Annotated in this window: 16 protein-coding genes and 1 pseudogene; 14 read left to right on the forward strand and 3 right to left on the reverse strand. The window is 66.0% G+C overall.

All coding sequences use genetic code 11. The features are described 5' to 3' along the window. Window positions 1-33 precede the first annotated feature (33 nt). From WKC72_RS41500 to WKC72_RS41520, 5 genes and pseudogenes are all read left to right on the forward strand, one after another. Window positions 34-1,218 (forward strand): tyrosine-type recombinase/integrase, encoded by a 1,185-nt coding sequence (locus WKC72_RS41500; protein ID WP_370185786.1) that lies wholly within the window; start codon window positions 34-36, stop codon window positions 1,216-1,218. Beyond that, on the forward strand, window positions 1,215-2,156 hold the full coding sequence (locus tag WKC72_RS41505) for a hypothetical protein (protein ID WP_370185789.1): 942 nt from the start codon (window positions 1,215-1,217) through the stop codon (window positions 2,154-2,156). The genes WKC72_RS41500 and WKC72_RS41505 overlap by 4 nt, the downstream gene beginning before the upstream one ends. Beyond that, on the forward strand, window positions 2,113-2,562 hold the full coding sequence (locus WKC72_RS41510) for a hypothetical protein (RefSeq protein ID WP_370185792.1): 450 nt from the start codon (window positions 2,113-2,115) through the stop codon (window positions 2,560-2,562). The genes WKC72_RS41505 and WKC72_RS41510 overlap by 44 nt, the downstream gene beginning before the upstream one ends. A gap of 29 nt (window positions 2,563-2,591) precedes the next feature. After that, window positions 2,592-2,999: a DUF6262 family protein gene (locus tag WKC72_RS41515; RefSeq protein ID WP_249344095.1), complete on the forward strand. Its 408-nt coding sequence runs from the start codon at window positions 2,592-2,594 to the stop codon at window positions 2,997-2,999. Window positions 3,000-3,042: 43 nt separating this feature from the next. Beyond that, a pseudogene (locus tag WKC72_RS41520) lies at window positions 3,043-3,471 on the forward strand (ATP-binding protein); the annotation flags it as partial. 122 nt (window positions 3,472-3,593) lie between these two features. Here WKC72_RS41520 and mobF read toward each other — a convergent pair. After that, entirely contained in the window at window positions 3,594-8,150 is a 4,557-nt protein-coding gene (mobF, locus tag WKC72_RS41525) for a MobF family relaxase (protein WP_370185902.1), read from the reverse strand. A 235-nt stretch (window positions 8,151-8,385) separates the two neighbouring features. Between mobF and WKC72_RS41530 the strand changes: the two genes are divergently transcribed. Beyond that, entirely contained in the window at window positions 8,386-8,832 is a 447-nt protein-coding gene (locus tag WKC72_RS41530; protein WP_370185796.1) for a hypothetical protein, read from the forward strand. 183 nt (window positions 8,833-9,015) lie between these two features. Beyond that, window positions 9,016-9,168, forward strand: a complete 153-nt coding sequence (locus WKC72_RS41535) for a hypothetical protein (RefSeq protein WP_370185799.1) — start codon at window positions 9,016-9,018, stop codon at window positions 9,166-9,168. 787 nt (window positions 9,169-9,955) lie between these two features. On the opposite strand, the gene WKC72_RS41540 is transcribed toward WKC72_RS41535, so the two are convergent. Continuing rightward, complete coding sequence (locus WKC72_RS41540) at window positions 9,956-10,411, reverse strand: hypothetical protein (protein ID WP_370185802.1); 456 nt, start codon at window positions 10,409-10,411, stop codon at window positions 9,956-9,958. Window positions 10,412-10,688: 277 nt separating this feature from the next. On the opposite strand from WKC72_RS41540, the gene WKC72_RS41545 reads away from it, so the two are divergent. The 5 genes from WKC72_RS41545 (at window position 10,689) to WKC72_RS41565 (ending at window position 15,910) form a co-directional block, all read left to right on the forward strand. Further along, window positions 10,689-11,804 (forward strand): tyrosine-type recombinase/integrase, encoded by a 1,116-nt coding sequence (locus WKC72_RS41545; RefSeq protein WP_370185804.1) that lies wholly within the window; start codon window positions 10,689-10,691, stop codon window positions 11,802-11,804. Next, a complete protein-coding gene (locus tag WKC72_RS41550) occupies window positions 11,801-12,130 on the forward strand; it encodes a helix-turn-helix domain-containing protein (protein ID WP_370185807.1) in 330 nt (109 codons plus the stop codon). Before WKC72_RS41545 ends, WKC72_RS41550 begins: the two co-directional genes overlap by 4 nt. A gap of 35 nt (window positions 12,131-12,165) precedes the next feature. After that, window positions 12,166-14,406: a hypothetical protein gene (locus WKC72_RS41555; RefSeq protein ID WP_370185810.1), complete on the forward strand. Its 2,241-nt coding sequence runs from the start codon at window positions 12,166-12,168 to the stop codon at window positions 14,404-14,406. Between the two features lie 99 nt (window positions 14,407-14,505). Continuing rightward, entirely contained in the window at window positions 14,506-15,129 is a 624-nt protein-coding gene (locus WKC72_RS41560; protein WP_370185813.1) for a hypothetical protein, read from the forward strand. 103 nt (window positions 15,130-15,232) lie between these two features. Continuing rightward, window positions 15,233-15,910 carry a hypothetical protein gene (locus WKC72_RS41565; protein ID WP_370185816.1) on the forward strand — a complete coding sequence of 226 codons (678 nt, stop codon included), beginning with the start codon at window positions 15,233-15,235 and terminating at the stop codon, window positions 15,908-15,910. A 343-nt stretch (window positions 15,911-16,253) separates the two neighbouring features. On the opposite strand, the gene WKC72_RS41570 is transcribed toward WKC72_RS41565, so the two are convergent. Further along, window positions 16,254-17,675, reverse strand: coding sequence for an MFS transporter (locus WKC72_RS41570; RefSeq protein ID WP_370185818.1), 1,422 nt, complete (start codon window positions 17,673-17,675; stop codon window positions 16,254-16,256). A 55-nt stretch (window positions 17,676-17,730) separates the two neighbouring features. On the opposite strand from WKC72_RS41570, the gene WKC72_RS41575 reads away from it, so the two are divergent. Next, on the forward strand, window positions 17,731-19,224 hold the full coding sequence (locus WKC72_RS41575) for an MmgE/PrpD family protein (protein WP_370185820.1): 1,494 nt from the start codon (window positions 17,731-17,733) through the stop codon (window positions 19,222-19,224). Between the two features lie 50 nt (window positions 19,225-19,274). Then, window positions 19,275-20,030 (forward strand): SDR family oxidoreductase, encoded by a 756-nt coding sequence (locus tag WKC72_RS41580; protein WP_370185823.1) that lies wholly within the window; start codon window positions 19,275-19,277, stop codon window positions 20,028-20,030. The last annotated feature ends 11 nt before the right edge of the window (window positions 20,031-20,041 follow it).

Genomic DNA, 20,041 nt, shown 5'->3' on the forward strand with positions numbered 1-20,041 from the left:
GAGGGAGTGCAACAACGATGGGGAGCGGCGCTTGTGGCATACGGGCTGGCGGTGCGACCGCCTGGTGGGAGTCGGACGTGGACGGTGGTCGATGCGTCGTATCGGACCGTTGATCCGGTCGAGGAGTGGTTGGAGTCTCACCGGACTCTGTGGTCGCCGAATACGGTGCGCGGCTATGCGACGGCGTTGGCTCAGTGGTGGACGTTCCTGGAGCAACGCGACGAGGTCGGGAAGTGGCGGGACGTCGGTGTCCCCGCGGTGACGGGGTTCCTGTCGTGGTTGCGCAACGGCCGGACGGTTGAACACAGCTTGGTCCCGCAGGAGCAGGTACCGGGAGCTTCGACGTTGGAGGCGCGGCTGGCGGCGTTGATGTCGTTCTATCGTTGGCAGGAAGCGGTTTTCGGTGTTCCGGTCGCGGGACGGTTGATGCGCGGGGCACCGCGGCGGATGCCGGCGCGGGGGTTGCTGGCGCATCTGGATGCTCGGGCGGCAGCGCGGCCGTCGTCGCTGGTGCGGGTGCGCCGCGGTCACCGCGGTACTGGTCGGCCACCTCTGTTGTTGCCTCGGCAGATCCAGGCGATCCTGAATGGATGCGCCGTGTTCGATTCGGCCACTGGTGAATGGGTCGGGAATCTGCGGGACCGGTTTCTGTTCGCGCTGCTGGCTGAGACTGGCATGCGGTTGGGTGAGGCTTTGGGTCTGCGGATCAGTGACTTCGTGATGGGTCGCGGCGGGACACCGTTCGTCGAGATCGTGCCGCGACACGACAACGCGAACGGGGCGCGGGTGAAGATGATGCGTCCGCGTCGGGTCTATGTCGGCGCGGACTTGGAGCGGTTGTTCGCCGACTACCTGACCCACATCGCCTGCCGAGCAACCGAGCTGGGCCTGCCGCTGAGGGTCGAGTCGCCGTTGCTGGTGAATCTTTTCCGGCCGCCGTTCCTGTCGTCGCTTCGGGAAGGGACGGTGCGGGACAAGACGAATGCGTTGCGGCGAAGGGGCATCGGTGCCGAGGGTTGGTCTCCGCACTGGTTCCGGCACAGCCATGCGACCGCGTTGTTGCTGGCGGGGACACCGGAGTGGGTGGTATCGCGGCGGCTCGGTCACGCTCATGTCCAAACGACTTTGGACCTCTACGGCTGGGTTCGCGAGGACGAGGCGTTGCGGGCGGCGGCGAACTGGCGATCATATGCGGCCGGCTGGCAGGTGACCGAATGAATGGGCAGCGGCCACCCTATCTGCGCCCGGCCGATGACAAAGACCCGATCTGGCAGCTCCTGCAGGAGTTGCCGCCGCAATGGCGCGGACCGATCATCGGACCCGCTATCGACAACTGGGAAAAGATCACCGAGAACGCCAAGGCTCGGATCAAGCTGCACGGCCTGCCGGAGACGATTGCTGCCGAGCTGGCCTGGATGGCGCACTGGCAGGCACTGGACGGCACCCGATCCTCCGTCCTGGCCACCAATCAGATGGCCAACATCCTCCGACGAGCGATCCGCGAACAGCATCCGTTCCCACCGTCGATCCGGGCGATGGACTGGGATCAGGCCGCGGCGTTGCAGCGATGGTTCTACGCGACCCGCTGGGGGCGGCTGCCGCCCCATGGCAGCATCGCCCGGCTGCGGGTGATGTTCCGGTTCGCTCGGCTGGCGTTGCTGGCGCGCTGTCATGACGGGCACTGGTGGGATCTCGACGAATGGCACCCGCGCTGCGATCCGCGGATTCCGTTGACCGGGCGGGAACCGCAGGCCAACTACGGCTGTTCACCCGGGCAGATCCGTCATCGCTGGCTGCGAGAGGCAGCGAAATGGCATTTGGGGACCGCACTCGAGGCCGGGACCTTACGGTGGTCGACGGTCAGCCAGGAACGAGTCAAATGCCTGACCAGGTTCGACCGTTGGCTGGGCACTCTCGAGGACCCGCTGCAGGTCCTCGGCGACCCCGCCAACGCCGCCGCACAGGCGGCGGCGTTCCGGCGTTGGGATGCCGACCCCGCCAACCGGCTGCTGCGCAGCAACGACCGCCGATTCGCCGACAGACCGGTGCATCCACGTCAGATCAACGACGACCTGCGAGCGGTCGGTGAGCTGTTCGCGTTCCCTCGCGACGGTGAAACTGAAAGCCGACGGAACCCGGATCCAGTTCTCCCGTGACGACCACGACAGCATGCACCTGTTCGACCGAGCCGACCGATTCCTGCCCAACGGCTGGTGTCTACTGCCACCGCTCCAATCCTGCGACAAGGGCAACGCCTGCCTCACTTGCTCGGTGTTCGCCACCGACACCACCCACCGGACCGTCCTCGAACGCCAACTCGACGACACAACCACCCTGATCGACCGCACCACAACCGAATTCGAGATCCGACACGGCAGCCCCATGCCCGACGACAACGTCTGGCTCACACACCGCCGCGCCGAGAAAGAGGCACTGACCAAGCTGCTGGAAGCACTGCCGACCGATCCCGGCCGCGCCATCCAAGGCGGTGGCACTCACGCCACCACGACCGGCCCGATCCCACTCACCCTCATCCCCATCACACGGAGGACACGACCCTGACCACAACACATGCAGACCGCACAGCCGCCTTGGTCGCCGCCGCCAAGTCCAAATCCACCCGCAAGACCGCCGATGCCGAGCAGGCCATCCGGCGTCTGCTCAAACGCGGCGAACGCGTCACCTTCCAAGCCGTCCAGCGCGAGGCCGGCGTCTCCCACGCCTTCCTCTACAACCATGCCGAACTGCGGCCCCGCATCGAACGGCTGCGCGCCACCGCCCGACCGGTCGACGCCGCCACCGCACCGGATTCGGATAACACCCTCATCCACACACTCAGCCAGCAGATCATTGAGCTGAAGAAACAGCACCGCACCGAAGTCCGAGCCCTGCGAGACGCCCTCGAACAGGCCCACGGCGAGAACCTCGACCTGCGCCGCCAACTCACCCGCCAAGGGACCGCCACCAACCACATTGCATCAATCGCAGAAACGTCATGACCAGCGCAAACGAAAGGCTTCTCAGCTCAAACCGACGATAATCTCCGGCACGGGAAAGTCACACACCCTGATCGGGCTCGGGATCGCCGCGGTCCACGCCGGGCACAAAGTCCGCTACTTCACCGCCACCGACCTGGTCGAGACCCTCTACCGCGGACTCGCCGACAACACCGTCGGCAAGATCATCGAATCACTGTTGCGGGTCGATCTGATCATTCTCGACGAAGTCGGGTTCGCCCCACTCGACGACACCGGCACCCAACTGTTGTTCCGGCTCGTCGCCGGCGCCTACGAACGCCGCTCGTTGGCCATCGCCTCACACTGGCCGTTCGAGCAATGGGGCCGATTCCTACCCGAGCAGACCACCGCTGTCAGCATCCTCGACCGGCTTCTGCACCACGCCACCGTCGTCATCACCGACGGCGAGTCCTACCGGATGAAAGACGCCCAACACCGAAAGGAGCGCCCCTAAAACACCCCCGAACTACAACACGGGGTGGGGACTCAGACTTGGCCACCAGCGGGGACTTCTACCTGGCCATTGACAGGTGTTGTACACCAACCAGTGGGTGCGACGGTGGCCGGCTACCGGGATCAGAGCCTCCGCCCGCTCCGCTCGGGTCTGTCGTGCCCTGCCTCTGGGCTGACATCGGAAAGCGATTGAGCATGCCGAAGCTGTTCGGCGCCCGCTTGCTGATGGGCCCGATGTCGGAGTAATTGCTGATGTTCCCGTACGTGGTCCAGGTAGGCCTGAGCGTGGTCGTGGATGGAGTGGAAGTCGCCGAGTTCGGCCTTGTTGTCGGGGCGGTCGCCGGCGAGTGAGGTGGTGTCGGTGACGCGGTAGGTGTTGCGGTAGGCGTGCATCTCGGCTGCTGCCCGGTCCCATTCGGCGGCTAGGTCGGTCTCGTCGGGGCGCGGTCCGAGGTGTCTGGTCCAGGCGAGGTTGGCGGGGAGTTCTACCGCCTCCCTATCGAATTCCACCGCCCTCGCTGCACTGGCGCCGATCTCGCGTATGGCGGCTTCGTGCGCGCCTGCGATGTCGCGGTATTCGTCGCGCAGCTGCTGGGCAAGGTCGGGATCGACAGCGTGAGAGTCGGCGTCGGGGGAGCGTACCCAGTGCGGCGCGGCCGGGTTTCTCGGCTCGTGTCCTACCGGTGCGATCTCGTCGAGCGCGTCGACGACACGGCCGATGCTGGACATGGTTCCGGCGTGCTCGGCGAGTTCTGCGCAGAGGTCGCCGAGGTCGCGGCCGCCCAAGGTTGTGTGGACACGTAGCCGTCCGGCGATGTCGTTCCAGCGGGGGTCGTCGCCGTGATCGGCCATCGCGGCCGCAACGGGCAGGTGCTCGCGGAGGATCTCGTGGTTCTCGCCGAGCCACCGGGCGTTGAGGGCTCGGGTCGCCGTGGTCAGTGTGGGTCCGATGTCGCTGGCGAGGGAGACGGCGGTGATTCGCTTGCCTTGTTCGGTGAGCTGGCGGGCGTGCCACTGAAGAATCTCGGTCGGGTCGAGGCCGGCGAGTGCGGCGTTGCGGAGCTGGCGGCCGAGTCGCCACGCGGCCTTGTCGTTGGTGATGGTGGTGGCTGTTTCCGGGTCGAACACGGCCGCGACCGGGCGTCGCACGCGTTCGCGGTCGAGCATGGTTCGGGTCTGCCGGTAGGCGCGGATCTTGGCGCCGATGCCGTCGACGTCGTGTTCGGCGGGACGGGCCTCTGTGTACAGCTCGGCGACGGTGCGGGCGTAGTCGTCGAGTTCCATATCGGTGTGCGGGGCGCGCGGGGGCAGGGGTGGAAGCGCCGACTCGGTGGGCCCCCCAACCGTCGTAGTGGCCTTGGTGATTCGGTTGTTCAGGACGGCGGCGGTGTTGCGGGCGGTGTGCAGTTCGCCGGCTGTGAGGGCGTCGTTGAGGACTCTGGTGGCGCTGTCGCCGCGGTCGTGGATCTCGGCGAGGGTCGCGCGGAGGGCGGCGAGGGCGCCGGGGTGTGCCGCTTCCATGGTCGCGAGCATCGTGGCGGGGAGTGCCCGGTCGAGGAGGTGGTCGAGCCATCGATCCCGGAGGCGGGTTTGCGCGGCGAGGTATGCCTCGTGGAGTCGTTCGGGGCTGTTCGCGTGCCGGGTGGCCTCACGGATTTCGGTGAGGGCGCCGCGGTGTCCGTTGTCGGCGGCGAGGATCTTCCGCAGCACGTCGTGTGCCTGTGGGGTTTGGTGTTCGCCGAGGTGCATGCCCTCGGTGTCCTGGGTGACGCCTGGTTCGGTGGGCACGTACAGGTGGTTCTCGGTGCGGCCGCGGGTGACCGCGACGTAGAGGCCGGCGCGGTTGGTGGCTCCGGTGACGGCGGTGTGGGAGGTGTCGACGGTGATGCCCTGGCTGCGGTGCACGGTGGCGGCGTAGCCGAGTTCGGTGTCGCGGCGCACGTATTTCGCGGGCAGCACGATTCTGCCGTCGTGGGCCTTGCTGCGCACGGTCAGTGAGCCGTCGGGGTTGACGGCTGTGACGGTCCACAGGTCGCCGTTGCGGACGAACATGTTCCGCCGGCGGCCACCCAATGTGCGTAGAGTCCGGTCGTTGCGACGGGTCAGGACGGTGTCGCCGACACCGGCGGTGAGTTCGTCCGACAACACGGTGGTGTGGGTGTCGTCGGCGATGCCGCGGCCGCGTTGGTGGGCCTGCACGGCGAGGTTGACCTCGCGGACATCGTCACCGGTGGAGAGCATCACGATCGATTGCAGACCGGCGTCGGTGTCGGCGATGTAGGCGGCCGCGGCCTGGTCTTTCATCTCGGCGGCGGTGCCACTGTGGATCCAGCCGCGGTCGTCGAACAACTCCAGGCTTTCCGGGTTCCCGGCGCGGACTTGCAAAGAGTTGTCGGCCTGTTCGAGGTCGTCACCGAACCGGACCACGTCGGTGAGTTCGGGTGCCTTGGTCTCTTCGGCGAGCAACCTTAGAGCGCCTCCGGTTTCGACGGCGTCGAGCTGGGCGGGGTCGCCGAGCAGGCGGACGATCGCCCCTTGTGCGCGGGCGATGTCGGTGATTGCAGCGAGGTCCTTGGTGGAGGCGAGGGATGCCTCGTCGACCAGAAGCATGGTGCCCGGGGTGATCTCGATCGAGGACGGGAGAGTGCCCGGCTGCTGGTCGCTGATGACCCCGCGCCAGGGGTAGGTGAGGGTGGCGAGGGTGTGGGCTTGCACCCCGATTTCTTCGCCCAGGGTTTCGGCTGCAACGGCGGACGGGGCGAGTGCAATGACCTGGTGGCCGATCTTTTGCCAGGTGTCGGCGACGGCCTTCATGGAGGTGGTCTTGCCGGTGCCGGCGGGTCCGATTCCGACCGCGAGCAGGGCGCCGCTGCCGACGAAATGCTCGGCCAGCGCCCGCTGCCCGGCGTTGAGGGCGCGGCCGGCGTCCTTAGCACCGGCCTTGATGACCCGGTCGAGCTGAGCCTGCGGCGCAACGTAGGCGGTGGGGGTTTTCGTCGCGTCGAGCAGGGTTTGCTCGGCGGCGATCACCCCGTGGGAGGTGTGCAGGTTGGAGCCGGGAGTGGTGAGGATGAACTCGCCGGTGCGGCGGCGCAATGCATCCGGGGCGGGTGGTAACACCGGGGTCGGCAGGTGCACCGAGGACCCGAGGACGTGGGCGGTGACGGCCTGCACCGCGGCCTGGCGGGCGGCTTCGGTCGGGAAGGACACGGCGGCGAAGTTCGCTTCGACGGCGCTGTGAATGTGGGGGAGCGCCCACGTTGCGCGGGCATTCTCGAGGCGGGTGAGGACGGACCGTGCCTCGTCCTCGACCGAGGTCATGCGGCGCATCGCGGGATGCTGCCGCTGACCGGCGGCATGTGTGTCGCGGACCTGCCGCCACTGGGTCGTCAGGTGGTGCACGTGCTGCTCGCTGCCGAGGACCCGGGCGGAGCGGACCCGCCAGGCCTGTTGCATCTCGACGAGAGTTTGGGGTTGCTGCTTGCCTTCTCGGGTGTCGAGGTTCGCCTGCTGGTACAGCCCGAACATGGCCTTGGGGGAGGGCATCCTACCGTGCTCGGCGCGGTATTCGGCGACGAGTTGGTCGCGGCGGACCTCGATCTCGGTGCGCCGCGAGGAGAACATTTCCCGCAGCTGTTCGGGGACCTCGGCGACCTCGACGACGTCCTGTCGGCCACGGCCGGTGGACCGGGCGGTGAGACCGAAACCGAGTTCGGTGTGCAGCTTCGACATGATCTGGGCGTTGTACCGCTGCGAGGCGGCGACGCCGTAGCGGTGCATCGTCGACCCGTCCAGGGCGCGCCATTTGCCGTCGGATTCGGTGCGGACCTTGATCGAGACCACGGCGTGGGTGTGCAGGTTCGGATCGCCTGCGCGGGAGTCGTAGTGGTCGTAGAGGGTGGCCACGAACCCGGTGGTGTCCTGGGTTTCCTGGCTGGTGGATCCGGTGCGGGTGAAGCACGCGTGCTGCTCGTACCAGCCCAGCGTTTCGGTGATCGTGTCGTGGTGAATCCGCTCGATCTCGCGGCGGGTGTCGTCGTCGGCGAGGGCCCACACCACCGACACACTCTTGGGCGGGGTGAAGACCAGGTCGTACCCGGCGACGGGCTGGCGGACCTTCGACTTCTCGGCGCTGATCCACGACCGGAGCTCCCGCTGATCCTGCGGCGGGCGGGCGTGCTGGTCGGTGAACAGCCGCAGCGCTTCCCGGTCCATCAGTGCCTGGGACTCGGCCTTGTTCGGCCGCCGGCCGTGCTCGATCGCGGATGCCTCGACCGCGGCCCGGTGCGCCTTCAGCAGGGGGATCTCGTTGGCGAAGGAGGGGAACTTGCGGCCCAGCCGGGCGGCCTTGAGAGCCTTCTCCGCGGGGGTGCCGTCGGCGATGCCGGCGGCGATCATCGGTTCGGCGTTGGGGTGCATGCCCTCGCCGAACAGGGCCTTCATCTGGGTCTCGGATACCACCTGGCCGAGGGCGATTCGCTGCTCGTCGGGGACGCCGATTCCGGCGTCCATGCTCGCCAGGTCGGGCAGTGCGGAGCCGAACCAGCGGCCCGGGGGAGTGCCGTGTGCGGTGTAGTAGTCGGTCAGCTCCTGGCCGTGCTCGAGCTCGCGGTCAGCGGTGGCGACCTGCTTGGTGAGGTACTCGTAGCCATCGCCCGCGTGCAGCACGTGGAGCGTCATCACACGGGCAACAGTAGCCGCCGGATACGACGCCGAAAGGTGCGACACCCCACGAAGTCTGAAATTCAGCAAGAGGTGTGTCTGAACTTCCCGGCTTGAAATCGTGAGATGGATCGATGACCAGGCCGTTCACGGTCGAAAGCCGAAATTGGACAAAATCGCGGCGGGCAGAGGCGAAAGGTGTGGTCGGCGTTTTGAACGAGGGATGTCGTAGCAGGCAGGTAGGCTCCCGCACATGGCGTCCTCTAACAAAGCAACGATCAGCGCGCGCGAGCGCGTCCGAAAGGCGAACGCGGAGCGGCTCGCTGCCGAGCAGGCCCGGTTGAAGCAGAACGAAGACGATCTCGTCGCGTTCTTCAACTCCACTGCCGACATCGAGAAGGCCGATTCCGATGTCGAGGAGAAAATCCGGAAGATTCGTGCCGAAGCCGAGCAGAAGAAGGCCAACGCTCTAACCCGGCAGGCCGCGGCCATTCTCGGGCTCAAGCAACGCGGCGAGTCGACCTCGGCCATCGCGGAGATGACCGAACTGTCCGAAGCGAGGGTGCGGGAGTTGGTCCGCCTGGCGAAGCCGAAGACGAAACCTGCGGCCGAGCCTGTCGCCGAACCGTCCCCGAAGCCGGTCCTGGATTCGGCGGTCGCGGAGAACAACTCCGACGAAGCCGAGCAGCTCGCGTCCTGACACCGGACCACACCCACAATGGTGACCACCGCCAACGGTTATCCACACCTGGCGGGCTGCGACCGATTGTGCGTTACCTGAGACCGAGCGGAGCGGAATGAGAAGTCTCGGGTATCCACATGAGGGATCTCGCAGTCCCCATCTGTGGGTCACCGTCCGCGACACCGGCGTGGCGAAAAGGACGTGACAGCTGTGAACCCGGAGCACCCAACGCTTCCCGCAGCGGGCAGCGCGGAGCGGCAACGATTCGAGAAGTTCATCGTGCGCGGTCCACGGCCGACCGACTGCTGGATCTTCGCCGGCGCCATCGCCGACGACGGGTACGGCCGAAACTAGGCGGAGTTGCACTCGATGACACACTCGACTGTTCTCGAGTAAGACGCAGTCACAGCGTAGTTCATAGGACCAATGCGAAGAGCTAAGTCGCGTTGCGCTGCCGATCTCACATTTGATGTTGTCTCACGTGCTCCAAGCACCACATTCTTGGCAGATGCCGCCTGGACCGCGCGACGCTTGAGAACTCTCCTATCCTGACCCGTTTCTAGTATGAGCGACAGCCGATCGTGCTGAAGTGGAGAGGTGGACTGGGGTACCGGCATCTTCGCGATCGCAGGCACGATCGCGGGCGGTTTGGGTAGCTACTGCGCGAATCGACTTAATGTGGTTGCGAATTTGAAGCAAGCGAAACATGCGCGCGCGAACGAACTGAAGGACCGGAGATACGCCGCGCATCTCGCGATGGTAGGAAGTGTTGATGGCTTTGCGGAGGCCTCTCGTCGCTACTACGACGCACTAGGGCAACGGGAGGGCGCTCAAGCTCAATCCGCACAGACCGAGTGCGCCGCCGCACGGGCGAAGTGCTCAGATCACGAGGGAGCCGCCCTTCTTGCAGGGCCTCAAGCGGTCAAACTGACAGTACTGAAACTGTCAGACGCAATCGCAAAGTATTCCGACGAGCTAAGCGCTGGCACCGCGCGAATACGACCGGACACGATCTAGACCTCGCCAAGGAAGCATTCGACGCAGCCAGGTTGGTATACATCGAGACCGCCCAGAAGTACTTATCGCCGGAGGATTAATGGGCCAGCAAACTAGTCCATGGAACCTCGCGTTCCGGATCCGACTAGGGCGCTGGAGGAGCCACGGTCGATATCTGGCTTCCTGCTTGATTAAGGCCTTCAATGGCCTTCTTCAGCTGCGCCGCAGTTGCGGCCGCATCGCGGGCGGCCGCTCCTGCCTGCTCAAGCTCTTGCTGTTGAGCCTGCTGGCGCTCGTAGGTCGCGTTCATCGAGAATGCAACAGACGCGATCGCAATTGCAATGGCAACCGCACCCACCGCGTAGTTGGCGTGATTACGAGTTCGGTTGGGAGTTTCGAGAGCGGCTACCCGCGACTCGATACTGCGACGAAGAGCCTCGCGGCCTTCGAAATCTTCGGGAAGAAGGTTATAAAGCTCGGCATCAACCTTCAGATGCTCATGTGGCCTCTTACGCGAGTTGTACGTGACAAATGCACCAGCGATGATCGCCGCAATCACATATCCAATCGGTGTCCACATGTCCCGAATTTTCTCATGCATCCCGCCACCGCGGATCCCGGGTGGCCATAGCGCGATTCACTCGACGGCCGCGGTCCATGCGGCGTATCACCAACCGCCGGCGCCGAGGATTGTGATCTCCCGCGCCGGCACAGCGGCATTGCGACTGCGTGTCACCGTGCATGCAGTGTGTGCTAGCAACGAGCAGGTCGAACCCAGCAAGGACCGCAGTCGCTCTCACCATCGACTCGTACCGTCCAGGGCCGGATGCAAAGACTGGGTGTTGTCTTACATGCCGCAATGATGCATTCTATGCAACGTGGCCGACACGGCGGATCGCCCCGGTGTCGCCCACTTGGTCCTCGCACCCGGTGTCGCGCATCTAGACCCGGAGACTGCGGTATTCGGTGCGATGTTGGACGGGTGGGCGGCGCAGCAGGGCGCACGTTTCCTCCAGCCCGCGACGATCGAGCAGCGACGCGCATTGGTGCGACGGCTCGCCGAGTTCACCAACGACTATCCGTGGAACTGGCAGTGCGCGGATCTCGAGGAGTTCATCGCCAACTGTCGTCGCGGCACCAAACCGATCGTGGTGTCCACGGCGCGGATCTACGAGATCACGCTGCGACAGTTCCTCACATATGTGACCGATCCACGCTACGGGTGGCCGCGCGAATGCCGGGAGCGTTTCGGTGTCGCACCGACACAGCTACTGCACGAGGAAAACTCGATCGTGCACGTCACCGACCACGAGGGTGACCCGCGTCGGCGACCGTTGACCTACGACGAGATCCAGGCCCTGTTCGACGCCGCCGATGCGCGGGTCGAACAGATCCGCGTACACCACCGCAAGGGCGCGGCCGCGGCGATGCGGGACGCCGCACTACTGAAGACGATCCACGCCTTCGGGATCCGCCGCCGCGAAGCCTGGGGACTGGACCTGGCCGATCTGCGGCACAACCCGAAGGCACCACAGTTCGGCCGGTTCGGCGCACTGTTCGTGCGTTGGGGCAAGTCCTCCCACGGCAGCCCACCGAAACGCCGCACGGTGCTGACTGTCCCGGAAATGGATTGGATCGTGCCTGTGCTCGAGCAGTGGTGCAGCGATGTGCGGCCGCGGTTCGGCGCCACCTCGATTCCCGCGATGTGGGTGACCGAACGCGCCGGCCGAATGTCACTGCGCCGGATCAACGAGGCCTTCACCGCCGCCCGCGACGCCGCCGGCCTGGACCCGACTTTGGACCTGCATTGCCTGCGGCACTCCTACATCACCCACCTGGTCGAGTTCGACTACCCGGAGAAGTTCGTCTCCGCGCAGGCGGGACATTCCTACGCGGCATCGACCGCGATCTACACCGGTGTCTCCGACGAATACCGCAACCGGCTGCTGCAACGATCGCTGGCGAAACTTCCCGACCTCCGGGGGCAGACGTGACCAAGAAACTGGGCTGCCGATGGCACCTGCGCAATGTCATGGCCGAACACGACATGTTCGCCACCACTGATCTCGTTCCGCTCCTCGCCGAGCGCGGCGTGCACCTGTCCCGGGAACAGGTCTACCGGCTCGTCACCCGCACCCCGCAACGGCTGAGCCTCGACACCCTCGCCGCGCTGTGCGACATCTTCGACGTCGGCGTGGAAGACCTCATCGAAGTTGCTGTTACCGACGAACCGGTCCGCAAGAAGGCCTCCGGCACCGGTGCCGCGACACCGCCGCCGCCCGTGCGGCGCACCACAATCCGACGTCCCCGCGGGTTGTGACCTCCGGCGCCGACATTGAGAAGCGGCAGGCGGCGATGGCCGACCTCGCCGCAGTCCTCGCGGAGCGGCTGACCGGTGCCGATATCGACGGGCTCACCGAACAGATCGGCGACGTACACCCGACCACACCGCAGGCCCGGGCGATGCTCGACCATCTGCGCGCGCATCCGGCCGCACTCACCTCCGGTAGCTCCGAGGGTCCGGCCGGGCTGGATCGGCTCCTCACCGCACTCGCCGAACGGTATCCCCAGGTTCAGCGGATGCGGTGTGCCGGCTGCGGCGTCGTGCGGGCGTTGCCGTACCGACGGGACGGAGCGAAGATCTGTTGCCGCTGCTACGGCCGTACTCATTTGATCGTGTGCGCACGTTGCGGCCGGCAAGGACACCCCGCGGTCCGCAACCCCGGCGGCGGCACCGTCTGCATCCTCTGCACCAGAGCGGATCCGGCGCGACACGAACCGTGTGCCCGGTGCGGCAAGACCAGCACGGTCGCCTACCGGATCGACGGCGCACCGTTCTGCCAGAACTGCGGGCCGCGCAAACGGCACACCTGCAGCGGCTGTGGCCGCACCAATCAGATCGCCCACGCGATCACGGACGACGGGCCGCTCTGTCCGCGCTGTTACCGCCGGGCTCGGGTACACGTCTGCGGGCGCTGCGGCCGCACCACCACCAACATTCGGGTCGACGACCGCGCCGCCGGCACTTGGATCTGCGACCGCTGCTGGACACCACCGACCGAAACATGCTGCAGCTGCGGGAAGGAGAAGCCCTGCGCTCGCCGCACCACGGAGGGGCTACCAATCTGCGCCACCTGCCGCGCGCGGCAACGCCCCGCCCACCCCTGCTCCCGGTGCGGAAAGGTCAGGGCGATTCAGACTACCCTGCCGCTCGGCCGAATCTGCGGCGCCTGCTACCGGCACCTGCGGCGTAATCCCTCGCCGTGCGCCCGTTGCGGGCACCGGCGCCCACTCGTCGGTGAGGACGCCGACGCCGGTGGGCGGGTGTGCGGTCCCTGCTCAGGTGACGACCGCAACTGGTACTGCGTCCGCTGCGGACGTGTCGACCTCCTCGTCGCCGGAACTCACTGCCTCGCCTGCGACACCCATCTCCGCAGCCGCCAACTCCTCACCGGGCCCGACGGGAAAATCTCCGCACAGCTCACAGGGCTCCACGCCCTGTTCACCGAACCGGACGCGACTGAAGCCGCACATCGGCTGCTCGCCGGTAACAGCACCTGGATCCGGTTGCTCCGCGAACTCGCCGCCGCCGGTGCCCCGATCACCCACGCCATGCTCGACCACCACGGCACCGACATCCCGGTCGAGCATCTGCGCAGCATCCTCCTCCACACCGGTGCCCTCGAACCCCGGGGCAACGCCGTCGATTCGGTTGCGCCCGGGCTCGACACCCTCGTCGCCGACCTGCCCCCGGATCTCGCGGCCACGGTGCGCGCGTACGCGTCCTGGTCGGTGCTGCGCCGGGCCCGCGGTCGCGCCGCACGCGGGCACCTCAGTATCAGCGCGCCCAAGTACGCGCGTGTCCGCCTCCAGGTCGCCGTTCAGTTCCTGACCTGGCTCATTGACCACCACCACGCACTGGCCGAGGCGACCCAGGCCGACGTCGACCGCTGGCTGGAGGAGGGGGCCAGCACCCGCCATCGACTGCGGGACTTTCTGCGCTGGGCGCACCAACACGATCGTGCCGCCGACCTGCACGTGTCCTGGCTCGGCCGTGACGGTCTTCCCTCCCAGCTTCTCGCCGACGGCGAACGCTGGTCCGCGCTGCGCCGGTGCCTGACCGACGACGGCCTCGACCTGCGGGTGCGGGTAGCCGGCGGGCTCGTCCTGCTCTACGGTCAGATCCCCACCCGCATCGTCGAACTCACCACCAGCGATCTCGGCATCGACAGCCGAGGTGACAGCACCCTACGGTTGCGCGATCGTCCCGTCCTGCTGCCGCCGGCGCTCGCCGCCCTGATCACCGAGCTCACCAGCAGGCCGCCTTCATCAACGACGCCGGAATGGTTGTTTCCCGGCCGCTGCCCCGGCGCACACCTCGATTCCGGCCGGCTCGCCCTCCTCCTGCGCACCGCCGGGATCCCGGTGCGGCCGGCCCGCGGCGCGGCGCTGGCGGCACTCGCCGCCGATCTGCCCGCACCCGTACTGGCGGACCTCCTCGGCATCTCCGTCAGCGCCGCGACCCGCTGGAGCGCCCTCGCCGCCCGCGACAACGCCGAATACCTCGCCGCGCGAGTCGAACATCCACCCCGCTGACACACCCGCACCCGAGCACCAGCGAGGCAACTTCGTGTCGGTACCCGCCCCTACTCTCACCGGTAACAGCACCAATGAGCAGCGAGCGGAGGGGAAACCATGGTCACCGCCGCCAGCACAGCGATGCTGCCGGGGATGCCCGCCTCCCCGGCGATCCCTGAGACCGAACAGCTCGCCCTGATCGGCCAACCGCAACCGATCCGGGTCCCCGAACGGCTGTGGCGGTCCTGGCTCGACGACCCCACCGTCGTGGCGCGATTCGAAGCCAAGACCTACCGACGCCCGGGTGGCCGGTGCACGGTGTGGCTCGGAAGTGTCTCATCCACCGGGCACGGCTCCTTCCGTGCCGCGAGCCTGCCCGGCCCGTCCCGGCGCGGCACCGTTCCCGCGCACCTGTTCGCCTACCAGCTCGAGTACGGGGTCATCCCGCGGCTGGGGTGGTCCGGTACCGATGACGCGGTCCTGTGCCACCAGTGCGACTTCGCCGGCTGCGTCAACCCACAGCACATGCGACTGGGCACCAACACCGTCAACCGCACCGAGTACCACCTGCGGCGCCGCAACCTCGCCAGCCCGCTTTCCGACGTCCGCGGCCCAGCCGGGCGTACCCGTGCCCTCGCCGCCGCAATCCGAACCGGCCTTACCTGCGGAAAGGATTCGGACAGCATCGAACAGCGGATCAGATGCGCCGAAGCGGCGGGATTACCCCTCACCCTCTGGTAGTTGGCCAGCACAGCGAATCTGTGCCCTAGCCACGCAGAGCGGAACCTGACTACGCCCGTGTGGGTCTGCGAAGGTTGTCCGAGCGGGTGAGAGACAGCTCCGCGTGCATGCGTTCATCGACGAATCCAAACGGGGCGGTTACGCCCTGTGCGCGGTGACCGTGGCGACCGGCGATCTGACGGCCCTGCGGAAGCAGATGAACGCGCTCCGACCGCCCGGGCACACCCGCATCCATATGACCGGTGTGGGGAAGAAGCTGGCACCGAAGATCGTCGCCGAGGTCGCCCGGCTGGAGGCAAACAGCCGGATCTATGTGATGAGCTCGCGGAAGGTCAACGAACGCCAGGCCCGCGACGCCACCCTGGCCGCCGCGGTGCGGGACCTGGCGCAGATGCCGGTGACGAACCTGGTCATCGAGTCATGCGATCAGGACCACGAGGACAACCGCATCATCCGGGACGAACTCGGTGCCGGGGCCCCGTTCCGGTACGGCCACGACCGGCCCACCAATCCGCTGCTGTGGATCCCGGACGTGCATGCCTGGGCATGGGGGCGCGGCGGCAGCATGCGCGCGAAGATCGCGCACCGCATCACCGTCGTCAGGGTCTGCAAACACGAGAACGCCCCTCAATGCACGAGGGGCGTTCGTCGTATGTGGGTGGGCGCGCAAGGCTGGAAACCGCTAGGTGGGGCTGCCTACAGGGGTACTTCCGCCCCGGAGACCTCCTACACGAACCACTTCCCTCGGCTATTGCCTCGGGCACCCACATTATGTCGGTGACGGTTGCGTCGACGCAACCGCGAAGCCCATGGCCTGCACAGAAGCGCAACCGGTGCCCGCCAGAGCGTTTGTCTACTGCGCCTACGCCATCGAAGGCAGTTCAGCACGATCAGATGATACGTATGGTCTGTGCGGCAGGCGATCGAAGTGGGTGCAGGATTGTGGCCACAGCAATCGATGACGGCATGGCGTTATAGCGCTACAACGCCATGCCGTCACGGCCACTCTCGGGAAACGTCGACGCGTCCTCTCGTGGTTCGCCGGGTGGCACAATCGGCTCTGTTCAAGAGGTCTGATTCAGGTGCCGCGTCAACGCTGCCGACTGCCTACGATGTCGTCAACGTCAAGAGCCCGAAGCGCTTGGCTGCGTGTTCGGGATCCTTTGCTGATGTTTGCCCTCGTCGGCAGTCATGGTGATTTCCTCGAGGCTGCGGCCCCGGGTGCGTTCGCCGAATTTGCCCATGATGAGACCTGCGAGCACAACCACACTTGCGAGGTAGAGGAATACCGCCGTGAATCCCAACTGCGACAGGAGCGCTGCAACGAGGAACGTCGTGGCGAATACTGCAAGGCGTCCGACACCGTTGCCGACGCCGGCGCCGAACCCGCGGAGGCTGGTAGGGAAGATCTCGGGCAGATACGTGTAGACGCAGGGCACGGAGGCTTGAAGCAGCAGCGTGATCAGGAGCCCGCTGGCTACCATCACTATGTCGCTGTCGGTGAAACCGAAGACCAGCATGAGCATCCCGACCATCGAATACAGCGCGAGTACGGCAGTTCGTCGTTCGACGCGGTCGATGAACAACAGGGCGAGCAGGGCGCCGGGCACAGTCGCGAGGGACATCACGGAGGAATAGGTCAGGCTCTGGGTGGTGGTGAACCCATGCTCGGTGAGGAGCGTCGGAACCCAGGAGTTGTAGCCGTAGAACCCGGACAGTGCGAGTGCCATGGTCAAACACAGCACGATGGTCCTCTTGGAGTACCCGCCCCGGAACAGATCGCCGGGTCGGCCTGCCGCAACGACTGGCTGCGGCAGGATCTGCGGCAGTTCGGCACGTGTGATTTCCCGTGCCTCACTCTCGATCCGCGCGACGATTTCCTCAGCGCGCTCAGAATGACCATTCTCCTGCAACCAGCGAACCGATTCCGGAAGCCAGCGTGCGGTGACCGCGATGAGGAGCAGTCCGGACGTGCCGAGAACGAAGATCCAGCGCCACGCCGAGGGTCCGATTGGCACGATCCAGCGTGCGAGCCATGCCATGGCGGGGACACCGAGCAGGCTGAATGCAACGATCCACGTCTGCGCACGTCCACGATGCAGTTTCGGGAACATCTCCGAGACGTAGGTCAGAACGACCACCGTCATGGCTTGAAGTCCGACGCCGGTCAGAACTCGATACACGGCCAGATCTGCGACGCCGACTGCGAATGCGGACAGGAGCGAAAAGGTCGAGAAGAAGACGGTCGCGCCGATGATGATGCGCTTGCGGCCGAAGCGGTCGGCAAGACGCCCACCCACGATGGAGCCGGCGAACATACCGAGAAATGACGCTGCCGTGATCGTGCCGACGTCGCTCACCGAAAGACCCCAGTCCGCCCGGATGGCCGGTGCGGCGAACGCGAAGGTGTTCAGGTCGGCCATGTCGACCAGTAACAACGCCGCCAGGACGGCAAGCCAGCGTTTGTGAGACCTCGTCATCACAGGGATGCGGTTGAGCCGGGCGCTGAACTGCGCCCCGCCGTCCGTTGCATCAATGACTTCCATTCATTCCTCCGGAGCTTGTATCATCTGATAAAACGGCGTGCCATGGAGTGGCGTGATGCCCATCACAGCTTGCTGGAAGTCGATTGTCAAGGGCGGCAGGGCCGGAACTTCCCGCGATTGCGATCGCGTTGATGAAGGATTGACACCACTGAATGAACCACCATGCTGTTTGACGGCACGATCCTTTGAAGGGGACTATTTGATGACGGAAACTTCGGGTGCTGGTGAAGCCGACATTGCATCGGAAGCGGCGGCGCTTCGACTTGCGGCTGTTCCGGCGGACGTCGTCGAGATCGCGGTGGATTGCATTATCGACACGTTGGCTGTTGCGATCGGTGGCTCGTGTGATGAAGTCGTGAAGCTGGTGGCTGAGGTCGCCAACGATTCTGGTCGTTGCACGCGACTGGGCGACAGGGCCCGTGTGGGGCCGCGCTCAGCAGCGCTGGTCAACGGCATCGCGGCTCATGTTCTGGACTTCGATGACTGGTTGCCTGTGGGCGGGCTCCACCCGTCTGCGCCACTTCTTCCTGCCGTGTGGGCGCAAGCCGAGGCGTCAGCTCATCCGAGCAGTGTCGACGGCGGCCGACTGCTCGCCGCGTACATCGCCGGGTTCGAAGCCCAAGCCCGCATCGGTGCCGCGCTTGCGCCCCGGCACTACGAGGCGGGATTCCATCCCACCGCCACGGTGGGAGTCTTCGGAGCCGCAACCGGTGTCGCGCACCTGCTCGGTCTCGGGCCGGCCGGCATCCAACGCGCCTGGGGTCTCGCAGCGACGCAAGCTGCAGGGTTACGCGCGGTGTTCGGCTCGATGGGTAAAGCGATGCAGGTGGGGCGGGCGTCTGAGGCGGGACTGTTTTCGGCCCAGTTGGCCGCGGCCGGTGTCACAGCTCCGGGTGATGCCCTCTTCGGGCCTGGTGGATTCGCGGCAACTCACGGTCACGCGGCCGCTGTTGAATCGGTGATCGTTCCGTTTGCCGAGAGATGGTACCTACGTGAGGTTTTGGTCAAGAGGCACGCTGCATGCTTCGGTACCCACGCAGCGATCGATGCGCTGCTGACTTTGCGCGAGGGTCTCGACCCTAGGCGCGTGCGCGAGATCGAGCTGACGGTGCCGGAGCTGTTGCGAACTGTCTGCGCGATCCCGGTGGCCACGACACCGTTGGAGGGCAAGTTCAGCCTGGCGTTCACCGCAGCACTGGCCCTCGTTCGGGGTTCGTGCCAGGTCATGGATTTCACCCACGCGGCCGTCCTCGACCCCGACCTGAGATCGGTGGCCGAACGCGTCCGGATCAGGTTCGATGCGGCACTACGCCCTCAGCAAACCCATGTCCGCGTCGTGCTCGAGGGAGGGACGGCACTGCATGCCTCGGCTGACTCGGCCTTACCTCTCACAGCGCGTGAGCGGCGTGCGATCGTGCGCGAGAAATTCCACGAGCTTGTCGGCCCCGTGGTCGGGTCCGAACGATGCACCGCGTTGATAGGGGCAATCGAGGAGCTGCCCGACGGCAGCAATGTCTCCACCGTGACAAGCCTTCTCCGCCTGGAGTGATCGGCTCTTCGCGCCACGTTCCGAGCCCCACCGAGAATCAGGAGTACGACATGGAAATTTCTTTCGACAACCGCACCGTCATCGTCACCGGCGGTGCCGGCGGATTCGGTTCTGCAACTGCACGAACCTTCGCTGCCGGCGGCGCAAACGTAGTGGTGTCCGACATCGACGGCGTCAGGGCCAAAGAGGTGGCGGACCAACTGCCGTCCGCGATTGCGGTGACCACCGACGTCACCGATCCCGATGCCATGCGTGACCTCGTCGCCGTCACCGAAGAACGTTTCGGCGCCCTGCACGTCATGGTCAACAATGCCGGACTGCCGCACCGGAACATGCCCCTGGTGGACATGGATGTGGCGGATGTGGATTTCCAGCTCTCCGTCAATGTGCGCAGTGTGTTCCTGGGCAGTAAGTACGCCATCCCGGCTCTGACCCGGGCCGGAGGCGGCGTCATCATCAACGTCGCCTCCATCGCCGGCAAGCGACCCCGACCAGGGCTGTCGATCTACAACGCGACCAAGGGAGCGGTCATCACGCTTACCCGCAGTCTGGCTACCGAGGTAGGTCCGCAGATCCGGGTGAACGCAGTCAATCCGGTCGTCGCGCAGACCGGCTTCATCAAAAACGCGCTCGGGATCGACGAACTCGACGACCAGGCTCGCACCGGGTTGACCGCGAACATTCCGATGGACCGCATCGCGACGCCGGACGATGTCGCCTCAGCCATCGCTTTTCTCGCGTCGGATCAGGCCGGATTCCTCACCGGTGTGTGCCTCGACGTCGACGGTGGTCGTTCCATTCAGTGACCACTCGCGCG

The organism is Rhodococcus wratislaviensis, from assembly GCF_041228765.1.
GTDB lineage: Bacteria > Actinomycetota > Actinomycetes > Mycobacteriales > Mycobacteriaceae > Rhodococcus_F > Rhodococcus_F wratislaviensis.